Origin of the sequence: Marininema mesophilum (assembly GCF_900106775.1) — a bacterium.
GTDB classification, from domain to species: Bacteria; Bacillota; Bacilli; order Thermoactinomycetales; family DSM-45169; genus Marininema; species Marininema mesophilum.
In genome coordinates this window covers 41,587-67,452 of sequence record NZ_FNNQ01000014.1, presented here as the reverse complement: position 1 = coordinate 67,452, position 25,866 = coordinate 41,587, and the positions used below count along the sequence as shown (strand labels likewise).

The 25,866-nt window shown below is 42.8% G+C and carries 12 protein-coding genes; 4 read left to right on the top strand and 8 right to left on the bottom strand.

All coding sequences use genetic code 11. From position 1 onward, the window contains the following. On the top strand, positions 1–2,208 hold the full coding sequence (locus tag BLV90_RS13090) for a transglycosylase domain-containing protein (protein WP_091741916.1): 2,208 nt from the start codon (positions 1–3) through the stop codon (positions 2,206–2,208). A gap of 79 nt (positions 2,209–2,287) precedes the next feature. On the opposite strand, the gene BLV90_RS13085 is transcribed toward BLV90_RS13090, so the two are convergent. From BLV90_RS13085 to BLV90_RS13070, 4 genes are read right to left on the bottom strand one after another with little or no spacing between them, the layout of a single operon-like run. Further along, positions 2,288–6,388: a non-ribosomal peptide synthetase gene (locus BLV90_RS13085; RefSeq protein WP_091741913.1), complete on the bottom strand. Its 4,101-nt coding sequence runs from the start codon at positions 6,386–6,388 to the stop codon at positions 2,288–2,290. After that, on the bottom strand, positions 6,385–13,860 hold the full coding sequence (locus BLV90_RS13080) for a non-ribosomal peptide synthetase (RefSeq protein WP_091741910.1): 7,476 nt from the start codon (positions 13,858–13,860) through the stop codon (positions 6,385–6,387). The genes BLV90_RS13085 and BLV90_RS13080 overlap by 4 nt, the downstream gene beginning before the upstream one ends. A 12-nt stretch (positions 13,861–13,872) precedes the next feature. Next, positions 13,873–14,901, bottom strand: coding sequence for a TauD/TfdA family dioxygenase (locus BLV90_RS13075; protein WP_177168063.1), 1,029 nt, complete (start codon positions 14,899–14,901; stop codon positions 13,873–13,875). 5 nt (positions 14,902–14,906) lie between these two features. Beyond that, on the bottom strand, positions 14,907–18,041 hold the full coding sequence (locus tag BLV90_RS13070; protein ID WP_177168062.1) for a non-ribosomal peptide synthetase: 3,135 nt from the start codon (positions 18,039–18,041) through the stop codon (positions 14,907–14,909). Between the two features lie 430 nt (positions 18,042–18,471). Between BLV90_RS13070 and alr the strand changes: the two genes are divergently transcribed. Then, the gene (alr, locus tag BLV90_RS13065) at positions 18,472–19,629 is read left to right on the top strand and encodes an alanine racemase (protein ID WP_091741901.1); all 1,158 of its coding nucleotides are present in this window, start codon (positions 18,472–18,474) and stop codon (positions 19,627–19,629) included. Positions 19,630–19,644: 15 nt separating this feature from the next. Here the strand turns inward: alr and BLV90_RS13060 are convergent, their stop codons facing one another. Then, complete coding sequence (locus BLV90_RS13060) at positions 19,645–20,880, bottom strand: MFS transporter (RefSeq protein WP_091741896.1); 1,236 nt, start codon at positions 20,878–20,880, stop codon at positions 19,645–19,647. Between the two features lie 348 nt (positions 20,881–21,228). Here BLV90_RS13060 and BLV90_RS13055 point away from each other — a divergent pair, with 348 nt between their 5' ends. Together BLV90_RS13055 and BLV90_RS13050 are read left to right on the top strand one after the other, a co-directional pair. After that, complete coding sequence (locus BLV90_RS13055) at positions 21,229–21,522, top strand: antibiotic biosynthesis monooxygenase family protein (RefSeq protein WP_091741891.1); 294 nt, start codon at positions 21,229–21,231, stop codon at positions 21,520–21,522. A gap of 29 nt (positions 21,523–21,551) precedes the next feature. Beyond that, positions 21,552–22,010 (top strand): hypothetical protein, encoded by a 459-nt coding sequence (locus BLV90_RS13050; RefSeq protein ID WP_091741886.1) that lies wholly within the window; start codon positions 21,552–21,554, stop codon positions 22,008–22,010. Positions 22,011–22,109: 99 nt separating this feature from the next. Here the strand turns inward: BLV90_RS13050 and BLV90_RS13045 are convergent, their stop codons facing one another. The 3 genes from BLV90_RS13045 to BLV90_RS13035 all read right to left on the bottom strand — a co-directional run bounded on the left by BLV90_RS13045 (position 22,110) and on the right by BLV90_RS13035 (position 25,856). Then, the gene (locus tag BLV90_RS13045) at positions 22,110–23,729 is read right to left on the bottom strand and encodes an MDR family MFS transporter (protein ID WP_091741882.1); all 1,620 of its coding nucleotides are present in this window, start codon (positions 23,727–23,729) and stop codon (positions 22,110–22,112) included. 368 nt (positions 23,730–24,097) lie between these two features. Beyond that, positions 24,098–25,645 (bottom strand): S8 family serine peptidase, encoded by a 1,548-nt coding sequence (locus BLV90_RS13040; RefSeq protein WP_245726355.1) that lies wholly within the window; start codon positions 25,643–25,645, stop codon positions 24,098–24,100. Next, positions 25,632–25,856 (bottom strand): hypothetical protein, encoded by a 225-nt coding sequence (locus BLV90_RS13035; RefSeq protein ID WP_091741876.1) that lies wholly within the window; start codon positions 25,854–25,856, stop codon positions 25,632–25,634. Before BLV90_RS13035 ends, BLV90_RS13040 begins: the two co-directional genes overlap by 14 nt. Between the last annotated feature and the right edge of the window lie 10 nt (positions 25,857–25,866).

Sequence of the window (25,866 nt, the reverse complement as noted above, 5' to 3'; positions counted from 1 at the left end):
ATGAACCTTCGTTTACGAAAAACAAAACGATTTGGAAGATTATTTTACCGAACCATGATGACAAAAAAATGGTGGCTACTCGTAATATCTACCTCGCTCCTATTCGTAATTGGCGCGTGTACAGCAGTCATGCTCACTACTGCCTACTATGATCTGGACGGCCTAAAAAAATTACGGTTTGCTACTACGCTCTACGACCATAATGACAAGCCTGCTGTCGCACTTGGCGATACAAAAAGAGATTATGTAGATTTATCTAAAGTTAAATCCAAGGATCTCGTTAAAACCTTTGTAGCTGTTGAAGATGAGCGATTCTATGAACATAACGGCGCCGACCTCAAAGGGATTGGCCGCGCCATCGCCATCGATATTCTCACATTTAGTCCCAGACAAGGGGCTAGTACGATTACCCAGCAGGTCTCACGCAACATTATTCTCAACGAAAATAAAAAAACGTTCCTGCGCAAAGTCTACGAAATCGCCATTGCATATAACCTGGAACGAAAGTATTCAAAAAAGGATATCCTGCAAGCTTATCTCAATTATGTCTACCTCGGCAATGACTCCCGGGGCATCAAGATGGCAGCCAAGATTTATTTTAACAAGGACATCACCAAAGAAAAACTAGAGCCTAAAGAAATCGCACTGTTGGCTGGGCTCCCCAAAGCCCCAGAGGGATACAACCCGTATATTAATCCTGAACAAGCCAAGTTTAGACGAAATGTCATCCTGAATAAAATGGCAGAGAAGAAGATCATCACCCAGGCTCAAGCAGAAAAGTATAAAAAGACCTCGTTAGGCGTCAATAAGAAATATTTGAAAAATAGCAGAAGTGATGGCAGTTATCAGGCATACAAAGACTATCTGCTACGAGAAGCAGAAAAACGGTATGGTCTCAAAGCGGAAGAGTTAGTAAACGGTGGTTATAAAATCTACACCGGGATGGATAAAAAGGCCCAGCGTACCCTAGAGAGCACACTACGAGATTCTACTTTCTATAAGGGTAATACGAAACTAAACGCTGGATCTACGATGCTTAACCCGAAAACAGGTAGCATCGCTGCTATCGGTGGAGGCAGGAACTACATTCGTGGTTACCTCAACCAGGCACTGGTTCCCGCTCAGCCTGGCTCGTCTATCAAACCGCTCACGGTATATGGTCCTGCAGTGGAGGAAAAGGGGTACAATCAATACACCCCCATTTCGGATGCCCCCTTTAGTTATAAAGGATGGTCACCGAAAAATATGGATCACAGATTTCGTGGCACCCTCGCAATGCAGGATGCAGTAGCTCAATCTCTCAACGTTGCTACATCGCGCTTACTTGTAGAAAAAGTAGGCGTCAACACGGCTTTCCAGTATGCCAATAAGATGGGGCTCAAGTTGCCGTCTAATGACAAATCGCCAGCTCCCCTTGCCCTTGGTGGCCTCACCAAAGGGGTAAGTACACTCCAGATGGCACAAGCTTACTCCAGCTTTCCTAATAAAGGGAAAATGACAGAAGCCCACACCATTCAAAAAATTGTCGATGTGGATGGTAATGTGGTAGAGCCAAAGGATGATATTCAAAAGAATAAACGGATCTTTAAAGCTTCCACCGCCTCAACGATGAACAATGTCTTAAAACACGTCGTCCTTTCCGGTTCAGGTAGAAATGCAGCTCTATCGGATGGTCGTGATGTCGCAGGCAAAACCGGAACCACACAAAACAGTAAAGAAGCCTGGTTCGTTGGCTATACCAAGGAATATGTAATGGCCACCATCGTTTTCAATGAACAGGGTAGTAGCGTTGACTTAACAGGTGGCGAGTATCCCGCTCGGATCTTCAATAAAGTGATGGGAGATACCTTAGCAGGGACCAAGATAAGCCGGCTAGACAATACTAATGGATCATCCAATTCCCCTACAAATAGCGATGACGATGGATGGAAAACATATTATGGGGATCAGTCTGATCAACCAAGTAATCAGCCGACTGAACCCCCATCTGACCAGGGAAATCAGCCCGCTGATGAGACACAGGGGGGCGAGCCTTCCACTCCTCCCCAACAACCAGGAACTACCACGGGTGGAGATAACGACAACGGCGGGGATACTGACGATCCCCCTGACGAACCTGACAATCCACCTACTGATGGAGATAACCCTCAACCTCCACCCACAAACGATCAAGGTGACACAACGGGAAATGACAACACGGACCCTTAAAAAGGTTCATATACAATAACCTCTGATGTAGGTAAGTAAATGAAAAATCACCCCTGAGTAAATTCTCAGGGGTGATTTTTCATTGCTCCTTGACTCGCTGTTTTAAATTTAATCCTTCCTTTAACTCTTTAGCCAAATCCTTTACATGATCCGTGGACATCATTATTGAAAAATGATCTCCTTTTACTGGTTGTACAGTGAGATTAGGCAGAATGTTTTCCCACCCCAGTCTCTGGAGATCCCTTGTCGCTTCTAAAATCTGCTCCTCTGCACGAAACAAGATTATTTCCCCATCATAGATCTGTGGAGAATACGCTTGATAAGCGAGGGAATTCGCTCTAAACACTTGGTAGTACCTCCAAAAACGATCCTCTTGTAAATCAGAGGGGAGAACATTCTCTTCCCGATACTCACTCCACAACCGGTGAATTGCTTGTTTTTCTGAGCACGTGCCCAAGCGATCGATCCAAGGATTTTTTGGATTCCTGCCCACTCTACGCATCAAAACTAGAGCAAATTCGTTAATCAAGTCTTCTCTATCTAACCCTCCGCTTTTTGCTGCAATTCCTGGGGAAATAGTATCAAACAAGATAAGTAAAACTTCCTTACCCATACCTCGAAGAATTCGGGCCATTTCCAGAGCAACGGTCCCACCAAATGACCAACCCCCGATCCTATAAGGCCCTTCTCCTTGTTGGACCTGAAGGAGTTTCACATAGTTTACCGCCATATCTTCGATGCTTTCTATCGGAGGCAAATCATCTTCTAGCCCTTGGGCTTGTACCGTATAGAAGGGGTGCGTTTCCCCCATCCATTTTGCCAATTGAACATAGGGCAAGGCGTTTCCACCAATCGGGTGGATACAATAAAATGGCAACTCATTTCCCTTTGGTTGCAGGGGAATAAAGCGAGAATCAATTAGCACACTTGTTCGTTTACGGATCAACTCAGCCAATTGTTCAACCGTTTGATATTCAAATAATAGAGAAAGTGGGTATTTCTTTTGAAATTTATCTTCCATCCAGCTAACCAATTTGACAGCCTTCAACGAATCCCCACTCAGATGAAAAAAGTTGTCCCCTACACATACGCGATCCACTTGCAATAGGGTTTTCCATTGCTGAGCGATCTCCAATTCTATGAGATCCCGGGGCAGTACTCCTTCCGCATGATCATTGAATTGTAGGTGCACCTGTACCTGTCTCAGTTTCCGTTTATCCACTTTTCCATTTAACGTCAAGGGGAATTCATCTAGAGAAACCACTTTGGACGGGATCATAAAGGATGGTAGTTTCCCTTGTAGGTACATTCGAATTTCCTGGATAGAGAGATCCTCTTCTTGATCCTTTAGGATAAAGGCAACCAAATCTTTCCCTTCTTCAGCCTCTATCATCATTACTACACTGTTCTCGACAAGAGAATGCTGGTTTAGAACAGATTCAATTTCGCCCAGTTCGATACGAAATCCACGAATCTTAACTTGATCATCGGTTCTACCCAAGTATTCAATATTTCCATCAGGAAGATACCGAGCCAAATCCCCTGTACGATAGAGTAGACTTTCACGTTTAAAGGGGTTGCTAACAAATTTTTCAGCGGTAAGGTCTGATTGATTGAGATAGCCCATCGATAAACCCTCACCACCAATGTAGATCTCTCCCTCTACTCCAATGGCAACGGGTTGCTGAGCATCATTTAGTATATATACTTCTGTATTGGTAATTGGCTTACCAATGTGTACGCCTACACCTTGTGGGCTCACTTTAGGAACGAGACAAAAGGTCGAATATGTGGTTGTCTCAGATGGACCATACAAATTGTATACCTTTTCGATACCATTTTGTTGATATAACCTTTCTACTAACTGTCCCTTCAATGGTTCCCCAGCGAGATTGACTGTACGTACAGAGTGAGGGATTCCCTCTACTCGCAACAACTCGGTTATGGCTGATGGTACGGTGTTGATCAATTTCACTTCATGAGCATAGGGAAGTTCAGGAAGGTAAATGGCATTTTGAGTGAGGATGACCTTCCCACCACGACAAAGAGGGACAAAAATCTCAAACACGGACAGATCAAAACAGATGGAGGTGGATGCGAGGACACCATCGATTTGCTCACTCGTGTAAACCTCGCGAGACCACTGAATCAAGGCAAATGCATTACGATGTCGGATCATCACACCTTTGGGATTACCTGTAGAGCCTGACGTATAAATGATGTACGCCAAATCATCGCCATTTACCCCACTCTTTAAATCGATAGTACTTTGCTCGATTTCCTGTATTTCTCGTGCATCCAGCTTAATCATTTCTACTTCATTTATACGAGGTACTCGATCCTCTAATGAGCTTTGCGTAACAATCCATTTGGCTTGGGTATCTTGCAAAATATATGTGAGCCGTTCCTCAGGATAAGTAGGGTCTAAAGGAACATAGGCCCCACCTGCCTTTAACACCCCAAGCATACTGACAAACATATGGAAACTTCGCTCTACACAAACCCCAACCAATGCTCCAGGACCGACCCCGCGCTTTTGTAAATACCAGGCTAGCTTTTCAGCCTGATCATCTAAATCACGATAACTATATCGCCTCTCCCCCACCACGACTGCGGTCGCATATGGTTGAAGTTTTACCTGCTCCGCAAAGGATGTATGCAAACACATGGGTGAGTCCGTTGTTTCTCTCACTGGATTCCAATCCACTAGGATTTGCTTTTTCTCTTCCTCGGTCAACATCGGTATTTGCGCAATTGGTTTGTATGGCTGACAGCATACCGCTTCCAAGATTACTTCATAATGCTGGATCATTCTTTGAATCGTCTCTTCCTCAAACAACTCCGTACTATATTCAATCATGCAGGCTAGTCCATCTGTTTCTTCTGTCAATGAAAAGAATAGATCAAACTTAGCGCTGTTATTATATATATCCACTGGTTCTAACGAAAGATGAGGGAGTTTCATAGGTGGCATTGGTGCGTTTTGTAAAGCAAACATCACACGAAAGAGTGGTGACTGACTTGCATCCCTCTCTGGGTTCACCTCTGCGACTATGCGTTCAAAGGGCAAATCCTGATGTTCGTAAGCACCTGAAAAGGTTGACTTCACCCTCTCCACCAACTGTTGAAAACTAGGATCACCGGACAGATCGGATCGTATTGGCAATGTATTGACAAAGAAACCGATCAAGCCTTCTACTTCACTCCGGTTACGACCCGATATTGGAGTACCCACAATGATATCTTCCTGCCCAGAATAGCGATAGAGTAGTGTATTAAATGCCGCGAGTAGTGTTATAAACAGCGTTACATTCTCATCAACACTCCATTTTGTTAGTCGCTGTAGTAGACCTTGCGGCAACTTATAAAGTAAAACATCTCCCTTAAAAGAGGATCGATCCTTTCGTTGCCGACCTATCGTTAATTTTAATACAGGAAGCTCGCCACTTAATTGTGATTTCCAGTACTTTACTTGTTGATCCATCACTTCCCCTTGAAGATACTCCTGTTGCCAACGAGAAAAGTCGGTGTATTGAATCGGCAGTGCAGGTAGTGGAGAAGATTGTTCGTTGGAATATGCTTCGTATAATGCAACCAATTCTCTGATGAATACTCCCATGGACCACCCATCTGAGATAATATGGTGCATATTTAAAACCAGTAAATGATTTTGTTCATCGATTTGGATTACCTTCGTTCGAACCAAAGGTCCTATAGTCAGATCAAATCGATGCTTTGATTCTTTCTTAGCCAGTTCTAGCGCTTCTGCCCTTCGTTCTTCAAAGGTCCCCTGGTGAATCTCATACCATTTATAGTATGGTTCTATGCTAGGATCGATCTTTTGCGATACTCCATCTGGAGTTGTTACAAAAATGGTGCGGAGTGAGTCATGTCGCTTAATAATTTCATATATACTTCGTTGGAGAACGGAAGGGCTTAGTCTCCCTTCCATTTTCCAAACAGCGATCATGTTGTATGAAGTAGAATCCGTACTCTCCAGTTGATCTAGAAACCATAGTCGCTTTTGAGCATAGGAGACCGCGACCAATGATCGATTAGAATAGTTAGGAATGCTAGTCGAAGAGCGTTCTCCACCCGCACGAAGTTTACGGGTAATTAGTGCACGTTTTTCTGCAGGAAGCTGGTTGAGTCTTTCATAGAAAGACTGGGATTTTTTCATATTTCCACTTCCTGAAATAGTATATTTTCAATGTCCGCGGCTAGTTTTTCAATCGTCAGCCCCTCAAATATACTTTTTAGTGGCAAATCAATCTCCAGAACGTCTCGAATACGCGAAATAACCTGTGTAGCCAACAATGAATGACCACCTAGTTGAAAGAAATCATCCTGAACACCCACTTTTTCACGGCCTAAGATCTCTTCCCACAATCCTGCAACCAACTCTTCCACAGGGTTACGAGGGGCTACATACTCTTCCCCTTTCCATTGTTCAGGTGAAGGGAGTGCGTGACGATTCACTTTACCGTTTTTAGTTAAGGGCAATTCACTAAGTAGCATATAGGAATCCGGAACCATATACCCTGGTAGTTTGCTCTTGAGGTATTCCCTAAACAACGGCACTAATTTTTTAGCGAACTTTGCTTGCATCGGATTATTGGCATATCCCTGGTTAACAAATACACCTGGATAATGATCTCTTCCTTGTACAGGGATCCGCTTTAGAGATTCTTGCTTGATAAACACCACCTGACACATGCCATCCGGTTTCGAGGACAACCGTGTAACAATGACCTGATACCCCAAGTCTGCGCCCATTTTATAGAAATCGGCAGGATTCGCTCCTTCTTTACCCTTCGCTTGAATCGCTTCCCGTAGATCTCGTACGGTCAGCTCCTTCAGATTTTCCTGTTCACTAATCCATGCCCATGCAGCCACTTCCTGTTGAATCCGTTGATCAATGACATCATCAATTGTCAAAGCTTCTGGTTGTTCACCTTCGACGAATTGAAGGAGATCCGTTGTGGATTTAAAATCTGTCCCCCATGTCCGATGCTGTGCAGCTGTCGGTTGTAATGTTTTGGCACCGACGCGCACTAACACATCATAGCGGAACTGGGAGAGTTCATTATGGTAATCTCCTGGTTTCAGTCGGATTTCTACATCACCAATCTGTGAATACCGTTGTTGTAAGGATAGGAAGTACTGTGGATCAATTGTCAGCTCATTTTCACCCATGAGACGATCCTGAACGTTCCTCTGCAATTTATCTAATGGAAGTAGGTCATCCGCACGGGATAATTCGATAGCCACATGCTGTGTCTCCAGTAATGGATAGCTTCGTACATCTCCGATGAAGATCGACCCTTCATCTCCGATAGCATCCAGTGAACGTTGGATAATCAAGTCCAAGTACTCGATCCCCGAGAAGTATTGAACGACCGAGTTCATGATCACTAAATCTAAATCACCCGCAGTCACATCATCCAATTGATGGGCAGCACGATGCATGAGCTCTACATGAGACATATTTTCTCCAAGGTGCTTCTTCACAAATTGGAGAACACGACTAGAAATATCCGATCCTACATATCGCTCACAGTAGGGAGCAATTCTTTGTAATAACATCCCTGTCCCACAGCCAATTTCCAAAGCTCTACTCGGGTTTGTGGATAAAATTTGTTCCACCGTACTGTGGAGCCACTCTGCCATCTCGGGTAAAGGAATAGGTTCGTCAGTATAGCTACTAATCCAACCTGATGTGTTAAAAGTCGGATCGATGTTCTCTATCTCAGACGCCCCATATACATGATCGTCAAAGATCATCTCCCATTGGGTAACTTGCTCATCCTCCCAGGAATCTCCCTCCGTATTTTCAAGGGATTTCTCTGACTCTGGGACAATGTACGCAATAAGCTTCTTATCCCCATCATGGGTTTCTCGTGCTACAACGGCTACATCCTTCACACTTGAATGTTCTTTCATCGCTGTTTCGATATCACCTGGTTCAATGCGATACCCTCGAATTTTTACCTGATCATCCTTACGTCCCAAGAATTCGATTGCTCCGTCGTTACGTAAGCGAACTCGGTCCCCTGTTTTATAGAGGATGTCATCTTCTTTAAATGGATTGGAAACAAACCGCTCACTGGTTATCTCCGGCCGGTTCCAATATCCCTTTGCTACACCTACTCCACCAATGTATAGCTCTCCAGGTACGCCTTGTGGCACTGGGTTTTGATGGTCATCCACAATATAGACATAGCGATGCTGAATTGGATAGCCGATAGGTACTGAGGTATAAAGGGATGGCTCCTGTGGAATTGCGTAACAACAAGTAAATGTTGTTCCTTCTGTCGGACCATATCCATTTACCAATTGACATCCAGGAAGAGCTTGGACAAATTTATTGATATGTTGTACTGACAAAACATCGCCGCCAGCAAGCAAATATTTTACTTCTTGTAAAGCCGTGAGATTGTAGTCCACCATCTGATGAAAAAGTCCCGCCGTTAACCACAGAACCGTAATCCCTTGCTCTTTAACAAAGCTACCTAACTCCTCTAATGAGGGTAAATATGGTGGGAAAATTGTCAATTTCGCACCATGGAGTAAGCTACCCCATATTTCAAAAGTAGCGGCATCAAAGGAAATCGGTGCAAATTGCATAAAGGTATGCTCTGGTGAAAAGGAAACAAAATCAGTCCCCATCACAAGGCTAACCACATTCTGATGTTGGACACAAACCCCTTTGGGAGTACCCGTGGAGCCGGATGTATACATAATATAAGCCAGATCACTTGGGATAACAGCGAGGGACAAATTCTCTGTAGGCTCCCGATCCATCTGCCGTTCCAATTCTTGACCAAAAACGATTTCTTTTGCATCCCGAGGAGAAATGCGCTCTTGCAAATGCTCTTTTGTGATCAATACCTTAGGGGAGGCATCCTCCATCATAAATGCCAAACGCTCGGCTGGATACGTGGCATCCAGTGGTACATAGACCCCACCCACTTTCACTACAGCAAGTAAGGTGATAATCAATTCACTTGAGCGTTCCAGACAAACAGCCACACGCGATCCTTTCCTTACACCATTCTTCTGCAAATAGTGGGCTAGTTGGTTTGCTTTTTTATTTAATGCCTCATAGGTGAGAGAACCATTGTGATCGATCACAGCAATATTCTCTGAAAACTGTCCCACCTGTTTTTCAAACTGCTGAACAATCGTCCAATCCTCTGATAGATAAACCGTCTGGTCTTTAGCCATTGAAAGAATTTCGTCACGTTGGTTCTCTTCCAATAGGGGAATGGTCGCAATAGATTCATCTGGATTGCTTATGATATTTCTCAGTAGGTTCGTAAAGTTAGTACAGAACTTTGTAATCGTCTCAGCTTCAAATAAATCCGTGTTGTATTCCAGATCGACAATTAACTCTTTCTCTGTCTCACTGATTTCCACATTCATATCAAACTTGGATGTGTTACTCTCTAAATCCATGGTGGTAGCTTGTAAACCCTCGGTATTCCAAGCGTGACCCGGAGTATTATGCAAAGAGAACATCACACGGAATAATGGCGAATGAGAAGTATCCCGCTCTGGACATATCTCTTCTACTAATTTTTCAAAGGGAAGATCCTGATGATCATAGGCTTCCAATGCCGTTCTGCGCACTTGTTGTAACAATTCGCGCAGGGATGGATTTCCTGAAAGATCCGTTCGAATGACTAACGTATTCACAAAAAATCCAATTAGCTTTTCTAACTCTGGCTGATTACGGTTTGCGATAGCTGACCCTACCATTATATCCTCTTGATTCGTATAACGATAAAGTAGGGTGTTAAAAGCAGCTAGTAGGACCATAAACAAAGTAGCCCCTTCTTGCTGACCCAACTTCTTCAAATTCTTCTTTAATTCTTCATCTATCGTGAATCGTCGCAGTGCACCAGCAAATGTCTGCTCCACCGTTCGTGATCGATCCGTCGGTAGTTGTAATTGCACTAAATCTCCACTTAGTTGTGTCCGCCAATACTGCAATTGTTTCTCCAACAGATCCCCCTGCATCCATTCCCTTTGCCATACCGCAAAGTCTGGATATTGAACGGCTAGCGAAGGTAAGGGCGAATCTACTCCTCGAGAGAAGGCTTGGTACAGTTCGCTTAATTCCTTCACAAATAACCCTCTAGACCATCCATCATGTACAATATGATGGATGTTAAGGATAAATAAATGATCCTCTGCACTTAGTTTTATGACTTTTCCTCGAATCAGTAAATCCTCTTCCAGATTAAATGGCTTCTTTGCTTCATCTGCAGCGATCTGTAAAGCAAATTCCTCTCGTTCCTCTTCATTCTCGCCCTTTGCCTCCATCACCGGTAACTCAAAGGTAACTCGTTTGTGCACTTTTTGAATCGCTTCTCCTTCCAAAGAATGAAAAGAGGTACGAAGCGCTTCATGGCGTTCGATTATCTTCTGTAGCGCCTTCTCAAGGCTCTCGATATGGAGCGTTCCTTTCAATCGAATAGCAGACGGCATATTGTATAGGGGACTATCTGGTTCTAAACGATCCAAAAACCATAATCGTTGCTGAGCAAATGAAAGCGGATATGTCTCTCGTTTCTCTATCAATGCATCAAATCGTGGTTTTGGTATTGCCTTTGCAGACTTCCTTAGATCTGAAATTAATAAAGCTAACGCTCCTACCGTGGATGCTTCAAATACTCTCAATAGAGAGATTTCCACATCAAACACGGCACGAATTCGCGTAACCAATTGTGTAGCAACTAGGGAATGGCCACCTAAGTTAAAGAAATCATCTGAGCGCCCTACTTTTTCTACTCCTAGAATCTCAGTAAATAAACCTGCGACAAGTTCTTCCGTCTCATTTTGTAAGGGTTGACTCTCCTGCTGACCTTCTATTCCTTCCTGATTCGGGCGAGGAAGGGCTGTTCGATCCACCTTTCCATTTGATGTCAGCGGCAGTTCTGGTAGAATCATCACAATCTGAGGAAGCATATGCCCAGGAAGATTTTCCCTCAACATACTCTGTAACGCACTCTCATCTAAGGAACCTTCTCTACAAACAAGATAAGCGGCTAATACAGGATGATCATCTTCGCCTAGCGGAGTTACAATGACGATAGAGCTTTCAACCCCTGGAAATTGGTTGAGACAATATTCAATCTCCCCTAACTCAATCCGAAACCCTCTCCACTTCACCTGGTGATCCTTACGGCCTTCAAATATGATGCTCCCATCGTCTAAATATCTTCCGCGATCCCCCGTTTTATAAATCCTTCCGAGCTTTGCATGATGAATAAATCGCTCTTCCGTCAGCTCCGGACGATGAAGATAACCTGTTGCCAACCCATTCCCTACAATGTACAACTCCCCCGTTACACCGATTGGAACGGGTTGTTGCTGTTCATCTAAAATGTACACACGTGTATTATCAATCGGCTTCCCAATTGGAATTACCTTGCCTTTTTGATTCCTTTCACACGTCCAATAGGTCGTATCAATGCAGGCCTCTGTTGGTCCATACAAATTGACCAAGTCACAGGACATGGTTGCAAAGAAGCGCTCCTGTAATTGCGGAGTTAAGATTTCACCCCCACAATAAACACGCTTTAATGTATCACACTGCGCAAATTCTGCATGATTAAGAAGCATGGTCAATTGTGTAGGGACCACCTGCAACACAGTAACACTAGCTTCTTGTATCACTTGTGTAAGATATTCTGGGTCCATGTGGCCTTTTGGTTTAGCCATCATCAATGTTGCACCTGCAACTAGGGGAGCGAAAATCTCCCAGACCGAGGCATCAAAACTAAAAGAGGTCTTTTGTAGTACAGAGTCCCCTTTGCTCAGAGGAAATTCTCGTTGCATCCAGATCATATGATTACTTGCTGCTTTATGGGGAATCACAACCCCTTTGGGAGCACCAGTTGATCCCGATGTATAGATAATATACGCCGGTTCTTCCAATCCCACGTCAGCTATAGGATTACTCTGACGGGAATCTACAACACGATTATGTTCATCTATGAAAAATTGTTTTCCATCGCTAAAGGCCTCTTCTGCACCCTGAAATAAAGCATTACTGGTAATTACCATTTTAGGAGAAACATCTTTAATGATATAGGAAAGTCGTTGCTCTGGATAATCGGGATCGAGTGGCAAATAAGCCGCCCCTGATTTCATCGTTCCTAAGATTCCTACAATCATCTCCACCGAGCGTTCTAGACAAATACCAACGATTTCCCCCGCTTTTACACCACCATCCATCAAACCATAGGCCACTTCATTTGCCCATTGATTTAACTCTGTGTATGTGTAAGATTGATCCTCACTCTTGAGCGCAATCTCATGAGGCGTTTTCACCACTTGATCCGCAAACATTTGATGCAATGGTTGTAAAGCGTGCTTGATCTCAACTGGATTGAACTGGCTTAACACGGCTTCTTGTTCATTTATCGAAAGCATGCGCAATGTATCCACTGACTTTAAAGAATCAGCAGCCACATCCTCAAACATAGTAATTATGTAGTCACTCATCCGTTGGATACTTGACTCGTCATACCACTGTGGATCATACTGCAGTGTTGCTTCCAACCTATCATCCCGAAGAATGACGGATAACCTCACCTTAAAATAATCATAGATGTATTGCTGATCAACCACAGATAAACCTATTTCGTCCCCAATGACCTCACATGTCTGTTTTACAAAGTCGAATCCATAAGAAAAATAAGGATCATCCTGTTTTGATAAATCCCAAGAGAAACATTCATGGTAATCAAATAATTCTGTTCTCTCCTCTTGAACTGCATGCATTGCATGGACTACTGAATCATTACCCAATCCCTTAGTAAAAGGGACATACCTACCTAGTGGCCCTGTCATTCCTGCTAAGTCTTCTTCTCCCAGCCGTGGGTCACAATACACCCCCATCGTAATTTCATCCTGTTGTGTCAATCTGCAAAGCAAAAGGTTCCAGACAGTAAGCAGCAAAGATTCAACCTCTACCTCTGCTTTTTCTGCAGTTCGTATAAGCTTGTCACTCAGTGAAGCAGGTATTTTTACAGGCACATAGCTAGGACGAAACGTTATCCACGGCTCCTCTAGCAAATTATCCCGTTCATTAGGCAAAGCAGGTTGATAGATCTTTTGTTTCCAGTATTCTCTTCCTTCCTCTGCTTCGTTAGAAGTTAGCAAGTCATTAAACCATTCAGAAACCATCACATACTGTAGTTCCTCTTCAGATCTCCCTTCATCCCTATTGGCATGATAGCAATCCGATAAAGCCTGAAGGAATCCAGCCAACTCATGGTCCATATTCATGGAGGAGATCGTCAGGGATAAGAGACTCTCTGTCTCTGATTTTACAGTTATCTTGGCACCCATCACCCCTGCTTCCAATAATTCCTTTTCATCTTGATTACTTATTGCTGGAGAATCCTTAACCACTTGGATTGGATAATTCACCCCTGGAACAGGGTCAAATTGTGTCTTCAAGATATGTTGACAGTTCATCACCTGATCCAATGCCTTCTCCAATCGCTTATGATCCAGAACACCTGTGATTTTCACTACAAAATGAGTGCGATATGGAGAATGAGCCAAGTTCCGATTCATCGACCATACATGTTTTTGCTGTGGAGACATCGGGTAACCCTTTAATTGATTTTCCATTTGTTCTCCTCCTTATCGTTGAATGGGTTCTCCCATAGATACCAACACTTTTCGCTCACCTTCAAAGGAATTTCTGCCATGTGCAACCATCATATTATCCAGCATCAATACATCCCCTTCTTCCCAAGGGAAGGCAATTGTCTCTGCTTGATAAGCTGCTCTAATTTCGGCGATCACTTCGTCCTCAATCTGTTCCCCATCGCCGTAATACGTATTAAACGGAAGTCTATCTCGCCCAAATTCCGCTAATAACATCTCCCTCACTTGTGAATCTAAGCTAGATTCATGCCAGAAAACCATATGGTTGAACCACAATGGTTCCTTCGTCAGCGGATGAATTTCTTCTGTCGGTCGCACCTGCTTCGTGCGCAACTGATTATTTCCCAGAAACTCTAGGGTAATCCCATGGTTTTCACAATATTCCTCTACCTCTTTCAAGGAATCCGTCTGAAAAACATCCTGCCATGGTAATCCTAACTTTTCACCAAAATTCCTTACGAGCATCCAGCCCTTCTCTACAAATCTAGCTCTCGTTTCCTCACTAATCCGTTTATAGACATTTCTCACATCGGCTATTGGCGTTTCCCCGCCCTTTTGAGCATTTTTGATCGAACAAAACCAGATTTTACGTGGCCAATTATGGACATACGAAAGTTCATTGTGCAGTTCAATTCTTTGGGATGCAGGAAATTCTGTGGATGTATACACTTGTTCACTCAGCTTCGTGCGAGGAGTGGCCCCTTCTTTATAAGTCATCACTTGTGGACAAACCTCTTGAATAAAACGATTAAAATCCTCTTGCTTGCCAATATTAAAACCCCGAAAGAGAAGACCACCATAATGTAGAAGATTTTCTTCAACCCAGGCTTCATTATTCTTGTACCAACCTGTTAAGTCCACATCCGGAATCGTTGGTTGAATGATTAATGGTAGCTTCCCATTCTCATTCCCATTAAAATGACTCGTACCCACAATTTCTCGTGCAGAGATCGGCGAAGACCCCAGCTGAAAGGACTTTTTCTTCCAAGAAGGTTTTTTCATTCTCCCTATAACCCCTTTTTGAATTGTAGTTTTTTCTTTTTTTTCTTCCATTCGTTTCTCTGCTGAGAAGAAAATTGCTTGCCGATAGCTGATAATCGCTTATCTGGCTCATGGATCAACAACGTCAGGATTTGCTCAAACTGACTCATCCACTTGCTAATCGTTTCTGATTGAAATAAATCCTTATTGTACGTAAGTGAGACACGAAGTCGCTTATCGAGCTCCACTACCGACATGGATAAATCAAAATTGGTTGTATCCACCTCTAAAGGCATTAGCTGAAATTCAATACCGTTTGTTTTTACCGCTTGCGGAATATGCTGAAAAACAAGCCAAGCTTGTATTAACAACGGATATCTCAAATCCCGTTTTGGTTTAACCACCTCCACCAACTGATCAAAGGGCAAATCCTGATGATCATACGCCTCCAGGGCCGTTTGTCGTACTCGATAGAGTAAATCAGAGATGGTTGGATCTCCAGATAGGGATGTGCGCAAGACGAGCGTATTGACAAAAAATCCAATAAGATTTTCAGTACCTTTTTGCTTGCGAGAAGCAATTGGTGATCCTACTAAAATATCTTCTTGATGAGTTTTTGTATGTAGTAATACTTTGTATGCTGTAATAAAAAGCATGAAAAGCGTTATTTCATATTTTTTAGCTACTCTATATAGGTCATTTGTAATACTTTCATTGAGGTAAATGACTTCAGAATCTGCTAAGTGGGTAAATCGAGGAGGGCGGGGACTGTCTAAGGGTAAATCTAATGTTGGTAATGGACCAGCTAACTTCTTTTTCCAATAACTTTCCTCTTTCTTCATCCTTTCTTCATTTTTCAAGTGATTTTGCCATACAGAGAAATCACCATATTGAATAGGAAGATCCGGTAAATCCGCTTGCTTTTTGAAGAACTTTTCCTCATAGATCGCAGTCCATTCACCAATCAAAACTCCCATCGACCAGTCATCCGAGATGATATGGTGCATCGTAACTATTAACGCTTGGTCTTCTGTTCCAAACTGCAAAATATGTGCACGAATTAAGGGACCTTCTTCTAAGGAAAAACGTTCTTTTCGTAATTCTTCTGCCACTTCACTAATTGTTTGTTCGCGCTTTTCTTTCTCTACTTCTGGCCGTTTCATAACCCTTAGTGGAACAGCTAATGAAGGCATCACCCTTTGTACAGGTATCCCTTCTGATTCCATAAACACAGTCCTTAAACTCTCATGCCGCTGTACAATTTCTTGCAGGCTCTGTTCTAGAATCTCAGGGTCACAACCTGCTTTTATACGCCATACCGTCACCACATTATAGGAGGGACTATCCTCATAGAGTTTATCTGTAATCCACAAGCGGTGTTGAAAAAGAGATAGGGGCTTTAAAGATGAGTCATCATCCTTGTATTCTCTCTCCGTTAACTGCCACACTGGACGGTCTACTCTGACCTCAGAACCTTCCTCTATTACAGCCGCTAGTTTCGCAATAGTGGGATTTTTAAATAAGTCACCGATGGAATACTTCCCATGGAAAATATGATTCACTTCTTGCATTACTTTTGTAGCAAGTAACGATTGTCCACCCAAATGGAAGAAGTCCTCATTACGGTCAATGGTTGATACTCCAAGTATGGTCGACCAGATTGAACTTAATTGCTGTTCTGTCGGGCTTACCGGTAGCTGTAGTGCATCACTGGTCAACAATCGTGCCTCTTCCAACTGTTTGACCGCCTTACGATCCACTTTTCCATTCGGTGTCAGTGGCAACTGATCCAACACATAGAATTCCCTCGGAATCATGTACTGTGGTAGTTTATTTTCTAAGTGTTGATAGAGAGCTATCCGTGTAGGATGTTGTACACATTGGATATAGGCACAAAGCACTTTCAACCCTTCTTCTCTCTCATCCACTGTAACAACAGCTTCATCCATCCCGGGAAAATCCAATAACTGCTTTTCAATCTCTTCTAGTTCCACACGATAACCATTTACTTTGACTTGGTTATCTACCCGGCCTATATATTCGTAATCACCATTTGGGAGCCTTCGAACTAAATCTCCTGTCTTATACAAGCGCTTCCCTTTAAGTGCCTTGGAAACTATAAAGTTTTCTTCCGTCCGAGCAGAATCGTTAAGATATCCCCGCGCTAACGTTTCCCCTGAGATATATAATTCATTCCGCTCATCCACATAAAACTCTACTCCACGGATAGGCTGACCAATCGTAATATGATCTGCATCGGTTACATCCTTTGCTGTGATCGATACTGTAGTCTCCGTCGGCCCATACAGGTTATACAACGTTGCACAAGTAACCCTTCGGGTTTTCTGCAACAAGCTTACAGACAGAGGCTCCCCTGCAAAAAATATTTTCCTTACATGACGAAGGCCCTCTGTTGCTTTAGCACTAAGAATCTGTTGCATGCGTGTAGGGGTAATATTAATTAGATCGACGGAGTGCCTCATCAGTAATTGGTTTAGTAAATGAGGGTCCTGTTGCTCCGACTGATTAGCCATCACAACTGTAAATCCGAACCCCAAAGGCACTAGTATCTCTAAAATGGATGCATCAAATGAAATCGTCGCTAATGCTAACATCTTGCTATGATCCACTAAGTTTACTTCCTCTTTAAACCCAGTCATAAACTGTTTCAATGCATGATGCTCAATCATAATCCCCTTCGGTTTCCCAGTTGAACCCGAAGTGTAAATAACATAAGCTACCTGATCCGGTCTAACTGGAGAAAAGGGAACCTGTTCATTTTGGAAATCATCGACTGAGTCCATAAGTTCTCTATACTTCTCATCGGTGATTATGTAATTGAGCCCGGCATCTTCCATAATCGTATTTACCCGTTCCGATGGAAGCGCTGGATCCAGCGGAAGATAAGATGCGCCCGTTTTTAAAATGCCCATCATTGCGACAACTAAATCAATAGAGCGATCCATCATCAAACCAATGGAATCTATGGATATTGGTAGTGCCAAAAGTAAAGCGGTTGCCAATCGATTTGATTCTTGATCCAACTGTCTATAGGTAACCGAATTTCCACTGCAAATTACCGCCGTAGCTTCTGGTTGATCCAAAGCATAATGCTTAAATCCCTCTACCACCGTATTAAACGCCAACTTTGGAATACTCATCATTCTCCCACTTTCATATTTTTAAAATACTATAAAATGGAAAAAGAATGTTTTTATAAGATATTTAAATAATACCTATTAATTTAATTGATTGTACCAAATGATAACAAAAGACATGGACTGCGCAATTATGATATTATATACAAAAATGTGTATATTTAATAATTTTATACCAAATTTAAAAATAGAAATGATTTCTTTCCATGAAAAAATGAAATGATTTCTTTCCGCTTTTCACTTTACACGATATAAAAATTAATTTCAATGCTATTCATCAATTTTATAAAACAAATAATTATAAATTAAAATAAATAATTTGTTTCATAAAATAACAATAATTAATAAAAAATAAAATAATGATATATAAGCAGTATTGACACCTTTCTATAATCAATATATTATTAAAAAATATAAAAACAGGAGGATCCATATGCTCAAGAGTACGGATAGGCTCCAAAAAAACTTCTCATCGGTATGGGCAACAGTAAATCTAGCTACAATTCGTCATAATTATCAAGAAATAAAAAAAATGACCACCGCCAAAATAATGGCTGTAGTCAAATCAGATGCATATGGCCATGGTCTTCTTCCTATAGCCGAAGAACTTGTTGAACAGGGTGTGGATCAACTGGCGGTTGCTACAGTGGATGAGGGCCTACAATTACGTCAACATGGGATTCAAACCCCCATTCTCGTTTTTGGAAACACACATCCGGCGGATATGGAACCATTAATTCGCCATGATCTCATGCAAGCTGTATTTTATGATGAAATGATCGATGAATTAGCCTACCGATCCTCTAGTATTGGACAGCCTGCAAAAATCCACCTCAAATTAGATACAGGATTAGGGCGTATCGGTTACCCCCCACACTACCCTGTGATTTACCAAACGATGCAACGAATCCAACAATCTCCAAATGTACATCTTAAAGGAATCTACACCCAATTATCCTCCGCCCATGTCCTCGATCACTCATCTGTTTGGAAACAATCCGGGCAATTTATATCGATTACAGAGCGACTGGAACAGGACGGTTTTACAATCCCTGACCGGCACCTCGCAAACAGCTCCACATTCTTAAATTTCCCTGGTCTTCATCTGGACATCGTTCGACCTGGAATTTTATTATATGGGGCTTTTCCGTCCCAGGATATCACATCAGAAGCACTCTCCTTACAGCCCGCGATGACTGTCAAGACTCAAGTGATCTTCCTCAAAGATGTAGAGGCCGGAACTTCGATCGGTTATGGCTCAAACTATGTTGTTTCACGAAAAAGTAGGATCGCAACCCTATCTGTCGGATTCGCCAATGGTTATAACCGTCACTTGACAAATACTAGCTCCGTACTTCTTCATGGCAAATTAGCTCCTCTAGTAGGTAGCATTTATATGAACCATTGTACGATAGACGTCACAGATATTCCCCAGGCTTCCCTATGGGATGAAGTGATTTTATTTGGCCCAGATCACCCAGAAATCAACATCACTGCCCTTGCAGAACAAGCTTCTACAGTAAATACCGAACTCCTCAGTCTGATCGGTTCACGCCTTGACAAGATCTATATCGATGACAATACTAACTAATCTTCCATCATTCTATCAATCTGCTTTGCGCATGGGCTTGGATATCCCCATCACAATAATCGCAATCCCGACTAATATCCATCCACAATAAAATTGAATGGATGAGATGGATAGGTGCATGGATAATGCCCCTGAAACTGCTGCATATCCCACCGGAATCAAACCCATGGATACAGTAGTATTCAAACTTAGCACACGGCCCAGTTTTTTAACCTCTGTATTTTCTTGCACTATACTGGGACCAAAAATATTGATTGAAGCGATACACATCCCCACCGCAACCATCGTTCCAATCAGAAATACGAGATTAGTGAGAAAGCTTAAAGCGATTAGTAGTATCCCTTCGACTATTAAACAACTCAGAATCAATGAGCCCCTCCTACGTTGAGGGTTGAGATAAGCAATTACCATGGCGCCTATCAGCATTCCCCCAGTAAGAGCACTTTGTAAGTAACTGAGTGCCAGTGGACTACCATCCAATATGGTACTAGCTATTATCGGAATCCCCATCATTAACGGACCGACAAAAAAGAAGTTTACTAAAATAAATAATCCAATCAATGTCGCTATCAATGGTGAACGAACAACATAGAGAAAACCCTCCTTTAAGTCCTGGAATAATGCAAAGGGCCGTGTAATCGGCTCAATGGGTTCTCGAATAAAAAACAATAAACTACCTCCCAGTAGCAACACCACAAAAATAATAATCAATGCTCCCTCATACCCTACACCAGTAATCGCCAGTCCACCTACCAACGGGCCGGTTAAGATCGATACCTGACTGGTTGTCTGCATGAAGGAATTGGCTCGTGTAATCTGATCCTTTGGTACGATCACAGGTACCAAGGCATCCCGGGCTGGCCAAAATAGTGCATCCAACGATCCAAAAATAAAAGCGACACCCATTAGTAGCCATACATTTAACCAACCATAATGGAGAAGAAGAATAAGGATTACTATCGATAAACAGCGTGTAAACAAGGAGATCAACATCAACTGAGAGCGACGAAATCGATCTGCTAATACTCCACCCACCGCCATAAATAATACCCTTGGCAAAGATGTAGCTATCATCACTAACCCCATATAAGCAGCACTCATATGTAATTGTTGCAGGACAAAAAGTTGCTCAAATACGATGTACATTGAAATCGATATCCCCGATAGAACGGTCGATGCTAGTAATAGAAAGATTTCTTTATTCCTCCAAATCGATCGTGCCTCTACAGTTACTTCTCGCTCTAATTCCATAACCTAAACAGCATCTCCTTTTACACTCTTTTGTGTAATCACCGATAGGGCGAAGAACTATAGAAATATAATATTCCTTCTATATGATAAGAGACAAGTATAATTTCAAAAAAATTTATTTTTCATAGTGTGTCGTTTCATGATTCCCCTAAAATAAATTCTATTTAAAAAATAATGTCCCCTGAGCCCCTGAGCAAGTTGCTTGGGGACATTATTTTTCACCATACTATTGACTCATCTTTGTAACACAAGAAAAGCTATTTTCCCAATTTATCGGGATACACTGGTGTTGTAAGCAGACACAGATCCTATTTCCATGTACAATAAAATCAAGAAAGGAGTGATGGCATGTATCAGGTGAATAACCGCATCGCGATTCAGTCAACTGAACAACTTAATCACCTCGTTGAGAGGTTTCAAGACGCAGACAAGCGCATGCAGTCCGTGCCTGGTTTTGTCTCTTTTCGACTTCTCAAGGCAGAGGATGGCAGTCGTTTAGTCGTCGAGAGTGTATTTGAAACCCAAGAAGATTTTATCAACTGGACAAAAAGTGAAGCCTTTTCTCGCGCACACGGAGGAAAAAGTGGAAACAATGAAGGTCGCAAACCTGACTTAGAAACCTTTGAAATCCTCATCGGCTAATTTCATGATGAAAGGGATTGGAGTGAATCATGCAAATGGATTACAGTATTGCTCTCTTTATTCACGTCTTGTCTATGGCTAGCTGGTTTGGTGGCCTTGCTGTGATGGTGATATGGCTTCGAAAATCAACACGCTTAAACGAAGAAGGCCTTTCCATGAAGAAGAGCATGGAAAGCATTCACAATCTCAACGTACGTATGATGATCCCAGTTGCTGTCCTTGGTGCACTTGCTGGATTTTACATGTACTTGTCTCCAATGTGGTCTTCCAACATGCCTCTCTGGCTCACCATTAAGGAACGGGGCATTAGTATCTTCATCCTTCTCTATATCATCGCTTTCCCTATCTATGGTGGGAAATTATCCAAACGCGCTCAAGCCGAAAGCGGACAGGCTGCAGAAACCGCAGTAAAACGCTACATCATGCTTCTCAACATCTCTGTGCTTGTTCTTCTTTTCACCATCTTCATCGTAACCATCAAACTTTAATAATGCCATTGTCGGCGTTGTTAACATCTTCTCTCCACAAAAAAACCAGGGCCTTCCGCTCATCGCGAACAGGCACTGGTTTATTATTATGAGCCCTCTTTATTTTACTTCAGGCAGAGGCTCCTCACCTTTTTCTTCTTCTCGATCCGATATGCGGACATTTCCTAGAAACACAGTTAACACCGTACCCAACAACACAAAAACCAGTCCAAAAAGAAAAACACTGTGCAAAGATTGGACCAAGGATGTTTTTAATATCGGCAACACTGATTCGTTAAACATGGGAGGCATCTTAGCTAAGGTTTTGGGATCCAGTAAGGAGGAGTACAAACCTTGGGCATTTTCATTTACTTTCACCATCAGTTGCTGGATCATCTCGTTGCCAGGCATCCGAGCGGCGATGGGTTCCATCTTATCTGTCAAGAGCTGGCTCGATTTCGCATTGAGTACAGCCCCTAAAATCGCCATCCCAAACGTCCCCCCTATTTGACGAGAAAATTGACTGGAAGAGGTGACGACACCTAGCTCCGATTTTGGGAAACTCTCCTGAAGAGCGACAGTGAGAATCGGCATGACTAATCCCATTCCCATTCCTAAGACCACCATGTAAAGAGTAACCATCCAGCGGGATGTATCAATCGCCAGCGTGGACAGCAAAACAAAACTGATCGCCATAATCACCATACCCGTGGCTGTTTGTAATCGTACGCCTAGCTTTTGTACTAGTCGCCCACCCAGGATACTCCCTAACACGATAGTAAGCATCATCGGTGTCATTGCACTTCCTGAGGCGGATGCACTCACCCCAAGAATGCCCTGCAAATATAACGGAACAAACATAATGGAACCAAACATCCCTACACTCATCAAAAAACCGATCCCGTTTAATGTAAGAAAGGTTTTATGTTTAAACAATCTCACAGGCAAAATTGGTTCTGCCGCTCTGGACTCAATCCAAGTAAAGAGGGTAAGCGTGATCACTCCTATACCAAAGAGTCCAATGATCTGCCAGGATGCCCATTCATATTGATTGCCGCCCATGGTCAACCCAAGTAAGATCGATACGACTCCCACGATCATAGTGAAGATGCCTGCCCAATCAAATTGAATATTTTTCTTAAGCTGACTCTTTCCTAAGCCGATGGAAATCAAAATGATGGCTAGCACGCCAATGGGTAGATTGATATAAAATACCCATCTCCAATGGCTCGCATCCACAATCCAACCACCAATCTGTGGACCAATGACCGATGACAAACCAAACATCGCTCCAAAAATACCCTGCCACTTTGCCCGTTGTTTGCCGGTAAAGAGATCACCGATGATAATCATAGCCATCGGCATCATCACGCCTGCACCAATCCCTTGTAGCCCTCGGAACCAGATCAACTGTGTCATGTTCTGGGCTAATCCGCACATTGCAGATCCAATCACAAAAATAAGTAGGCCTGTCACATAAATGCTTTTTCTCCCCATCAGATCCGCTAATTTACCCGCAATGGGTACAACGGTTGTCGAAGCGAGCATATAGGCAGTCGTCACCCAAGTCATCATAGAGAGTCCACCTAACTCTCCAATAATCCTCGGCATGGCTGTCCCTACAATCGTTTGATCCAAAGAGCCAAACAACATCGCAATAATAAGTCCAGTAATTAAGATCGCCCGGTTGCCTCCTGTACTCTCCAAACCGCCCTGCAACTTTTCTGCCGTGTGATCCATGATTGATCTTCCTCTCCTGCCCATCAGCAAATCTTCACCACATTAATATTTCTGTAGTTGATAATTTAATAAGGTTAAGTAATTTCACTTTAACGCGCACTCCGTATTATGTCAATTAAAATTTCCCAAATCCCGATAGTTCCCTTAATCTACAATTAGTCTCTACTCGCGGGGTAATTACCCTTATTATCCATATAAATCCATTTTTGATAGGGTTGTTCCTCCCACTTCAATACAACCTACGAGACATGAATTTCCGAGTCATTGGTTACCCTGCTCTCCAATCAACAATAGATAAATAGCCTACTCCGATGAATCGAAGTAGGCACTTTGACTACCAACGTTGATCAAGAAACTACCTGGTTTGCTTACTTAAAAGTAGCTTTTAAAGCATAGTTGCTCGTGGTGCTATGGGCACCATCCCAACCGACTACCTTGATATAGTAAGTACCAGCTGCCCTTCTAGTAGAGATGGACTCGTTGGAGGTTCCGGAATTCCATGAATAAGAAAGCAGGTTCCCCGAAGAATTATACAGGTAAAGATCGTAGTCCGCTGGTACATTGGAGAGGTTCACAGCAATGGTTCCGGTGGAGCTGGTTTTTATTTTGTACCAATCTTCATCGGTCTCACTGAAGATTTTGCTGTTGTAGACAGTGCCAGATGTTAGGGGTCCATGGGATGTGGCGAGACTGTTGTTGGGCTCAAAAGTATCCTGAGGGTCTGGATCTGGATCGCCACCACCCGCACCCACGGCTTTCGCCGCATTCAACCTGCCATGTACCCAGTAGTCACCTGTCCCTGTAATTTTATCTGCTGTACTCTCCAACGTGGAACGAATCTCTGTATTGGATCGTCCTTGAGATGCCAAGAGCGCAGCGACACCAGATGCATGGGGTGTAGCCATCGACGTACCACTATACTTGTCATACCCTCCACCTAAGACTGTCGATATGATGTTTTCTCCAGGTGCCGCTACATCTACCCAAGTTCCATAGGTAGAGAAGGAGGCTTTTTTATCATCGGCATTGGTAGCCGCTACTGCAATCGCTTTTTCATAGTACGCAGGGTAATTTGGGGAGGTATTTCCTGAATTTCCGGCCGCACATACTACCACAGCTCCCTTATTCCATGCATAGTTCACTGAATCCTCCAAGGTTTTCGAGGGGCTAGATCCCCCGAGGCTCAAGCTGATAACCTTCGCCCCTTGGTCTGCTGCGTAGGTAATTCCTTTGGCCACTCCCTCGTTGGTACCCGAACCATTTTCATCGAGCACACGGACCGCCAACACTTTTACATTGGGAGCTACACCAGCAACACCTACACCATTATCCGTTAACGCAGCAACGGTTCCTGACACATGTGTCCCATGGCCCTGTTCATCCTTAGCATCATTGTCGTTATCTACAAAGTCATATCCTTGAAGGATTTGTCCTTTTAAATCCGGGTGGTCAAACTGTACGCCTGTATCCACTACGGCAACTTTCACATCACTACTACCTTTGGTAACATCCCAAGCCGCTGGTACCTGCATTTTCTGTGGCCCATATTGATCAGATGCGTACAGAGGATCATTCGGGGTCCAGAAAGCTTTATATTTAATGACAGGCTCTGCGTATTCCACATCCGGCATCTTATTGTAATCCTTAATTGCTTGTTGTGCAGATTGACCATGGACTTTGACTACTTGAAACCCTAAACTCTTGTTTTTGGATTCAACCGTCGACTCCTCTTTTTTGTGCAGGCTGCTAATCTTACTTGCCGATACATCTTTTTTGAACTTTACAATAATTCTGTCTTTTACTTGCAATCCTTTGTGTTTTGCCGATGGTTGCGCTCCAGCGATGGGTGACCATGCCATAGATAATCCAAAACCAAGAGCAGCAACAACTAATCCTATACGCCTAAACCTTTTCAAGCACATCACTCCTTATTTTTCTGACTCTAATATATACATCGCTTTTTCCTTTCTTTGCTTGTATACAAAAAAAAAATAGGGAATTTGTTTGTTGTAGATTTTTATTTGTTGTTTTGAAATAATAAAGTCCACCTTGTACAAATAACGAAACGTAGAATGCACCATCTCCGTCATGAACTATTCCACTAAAAAACCCCTCTCCCGTAGACAAGTGTGTTCTT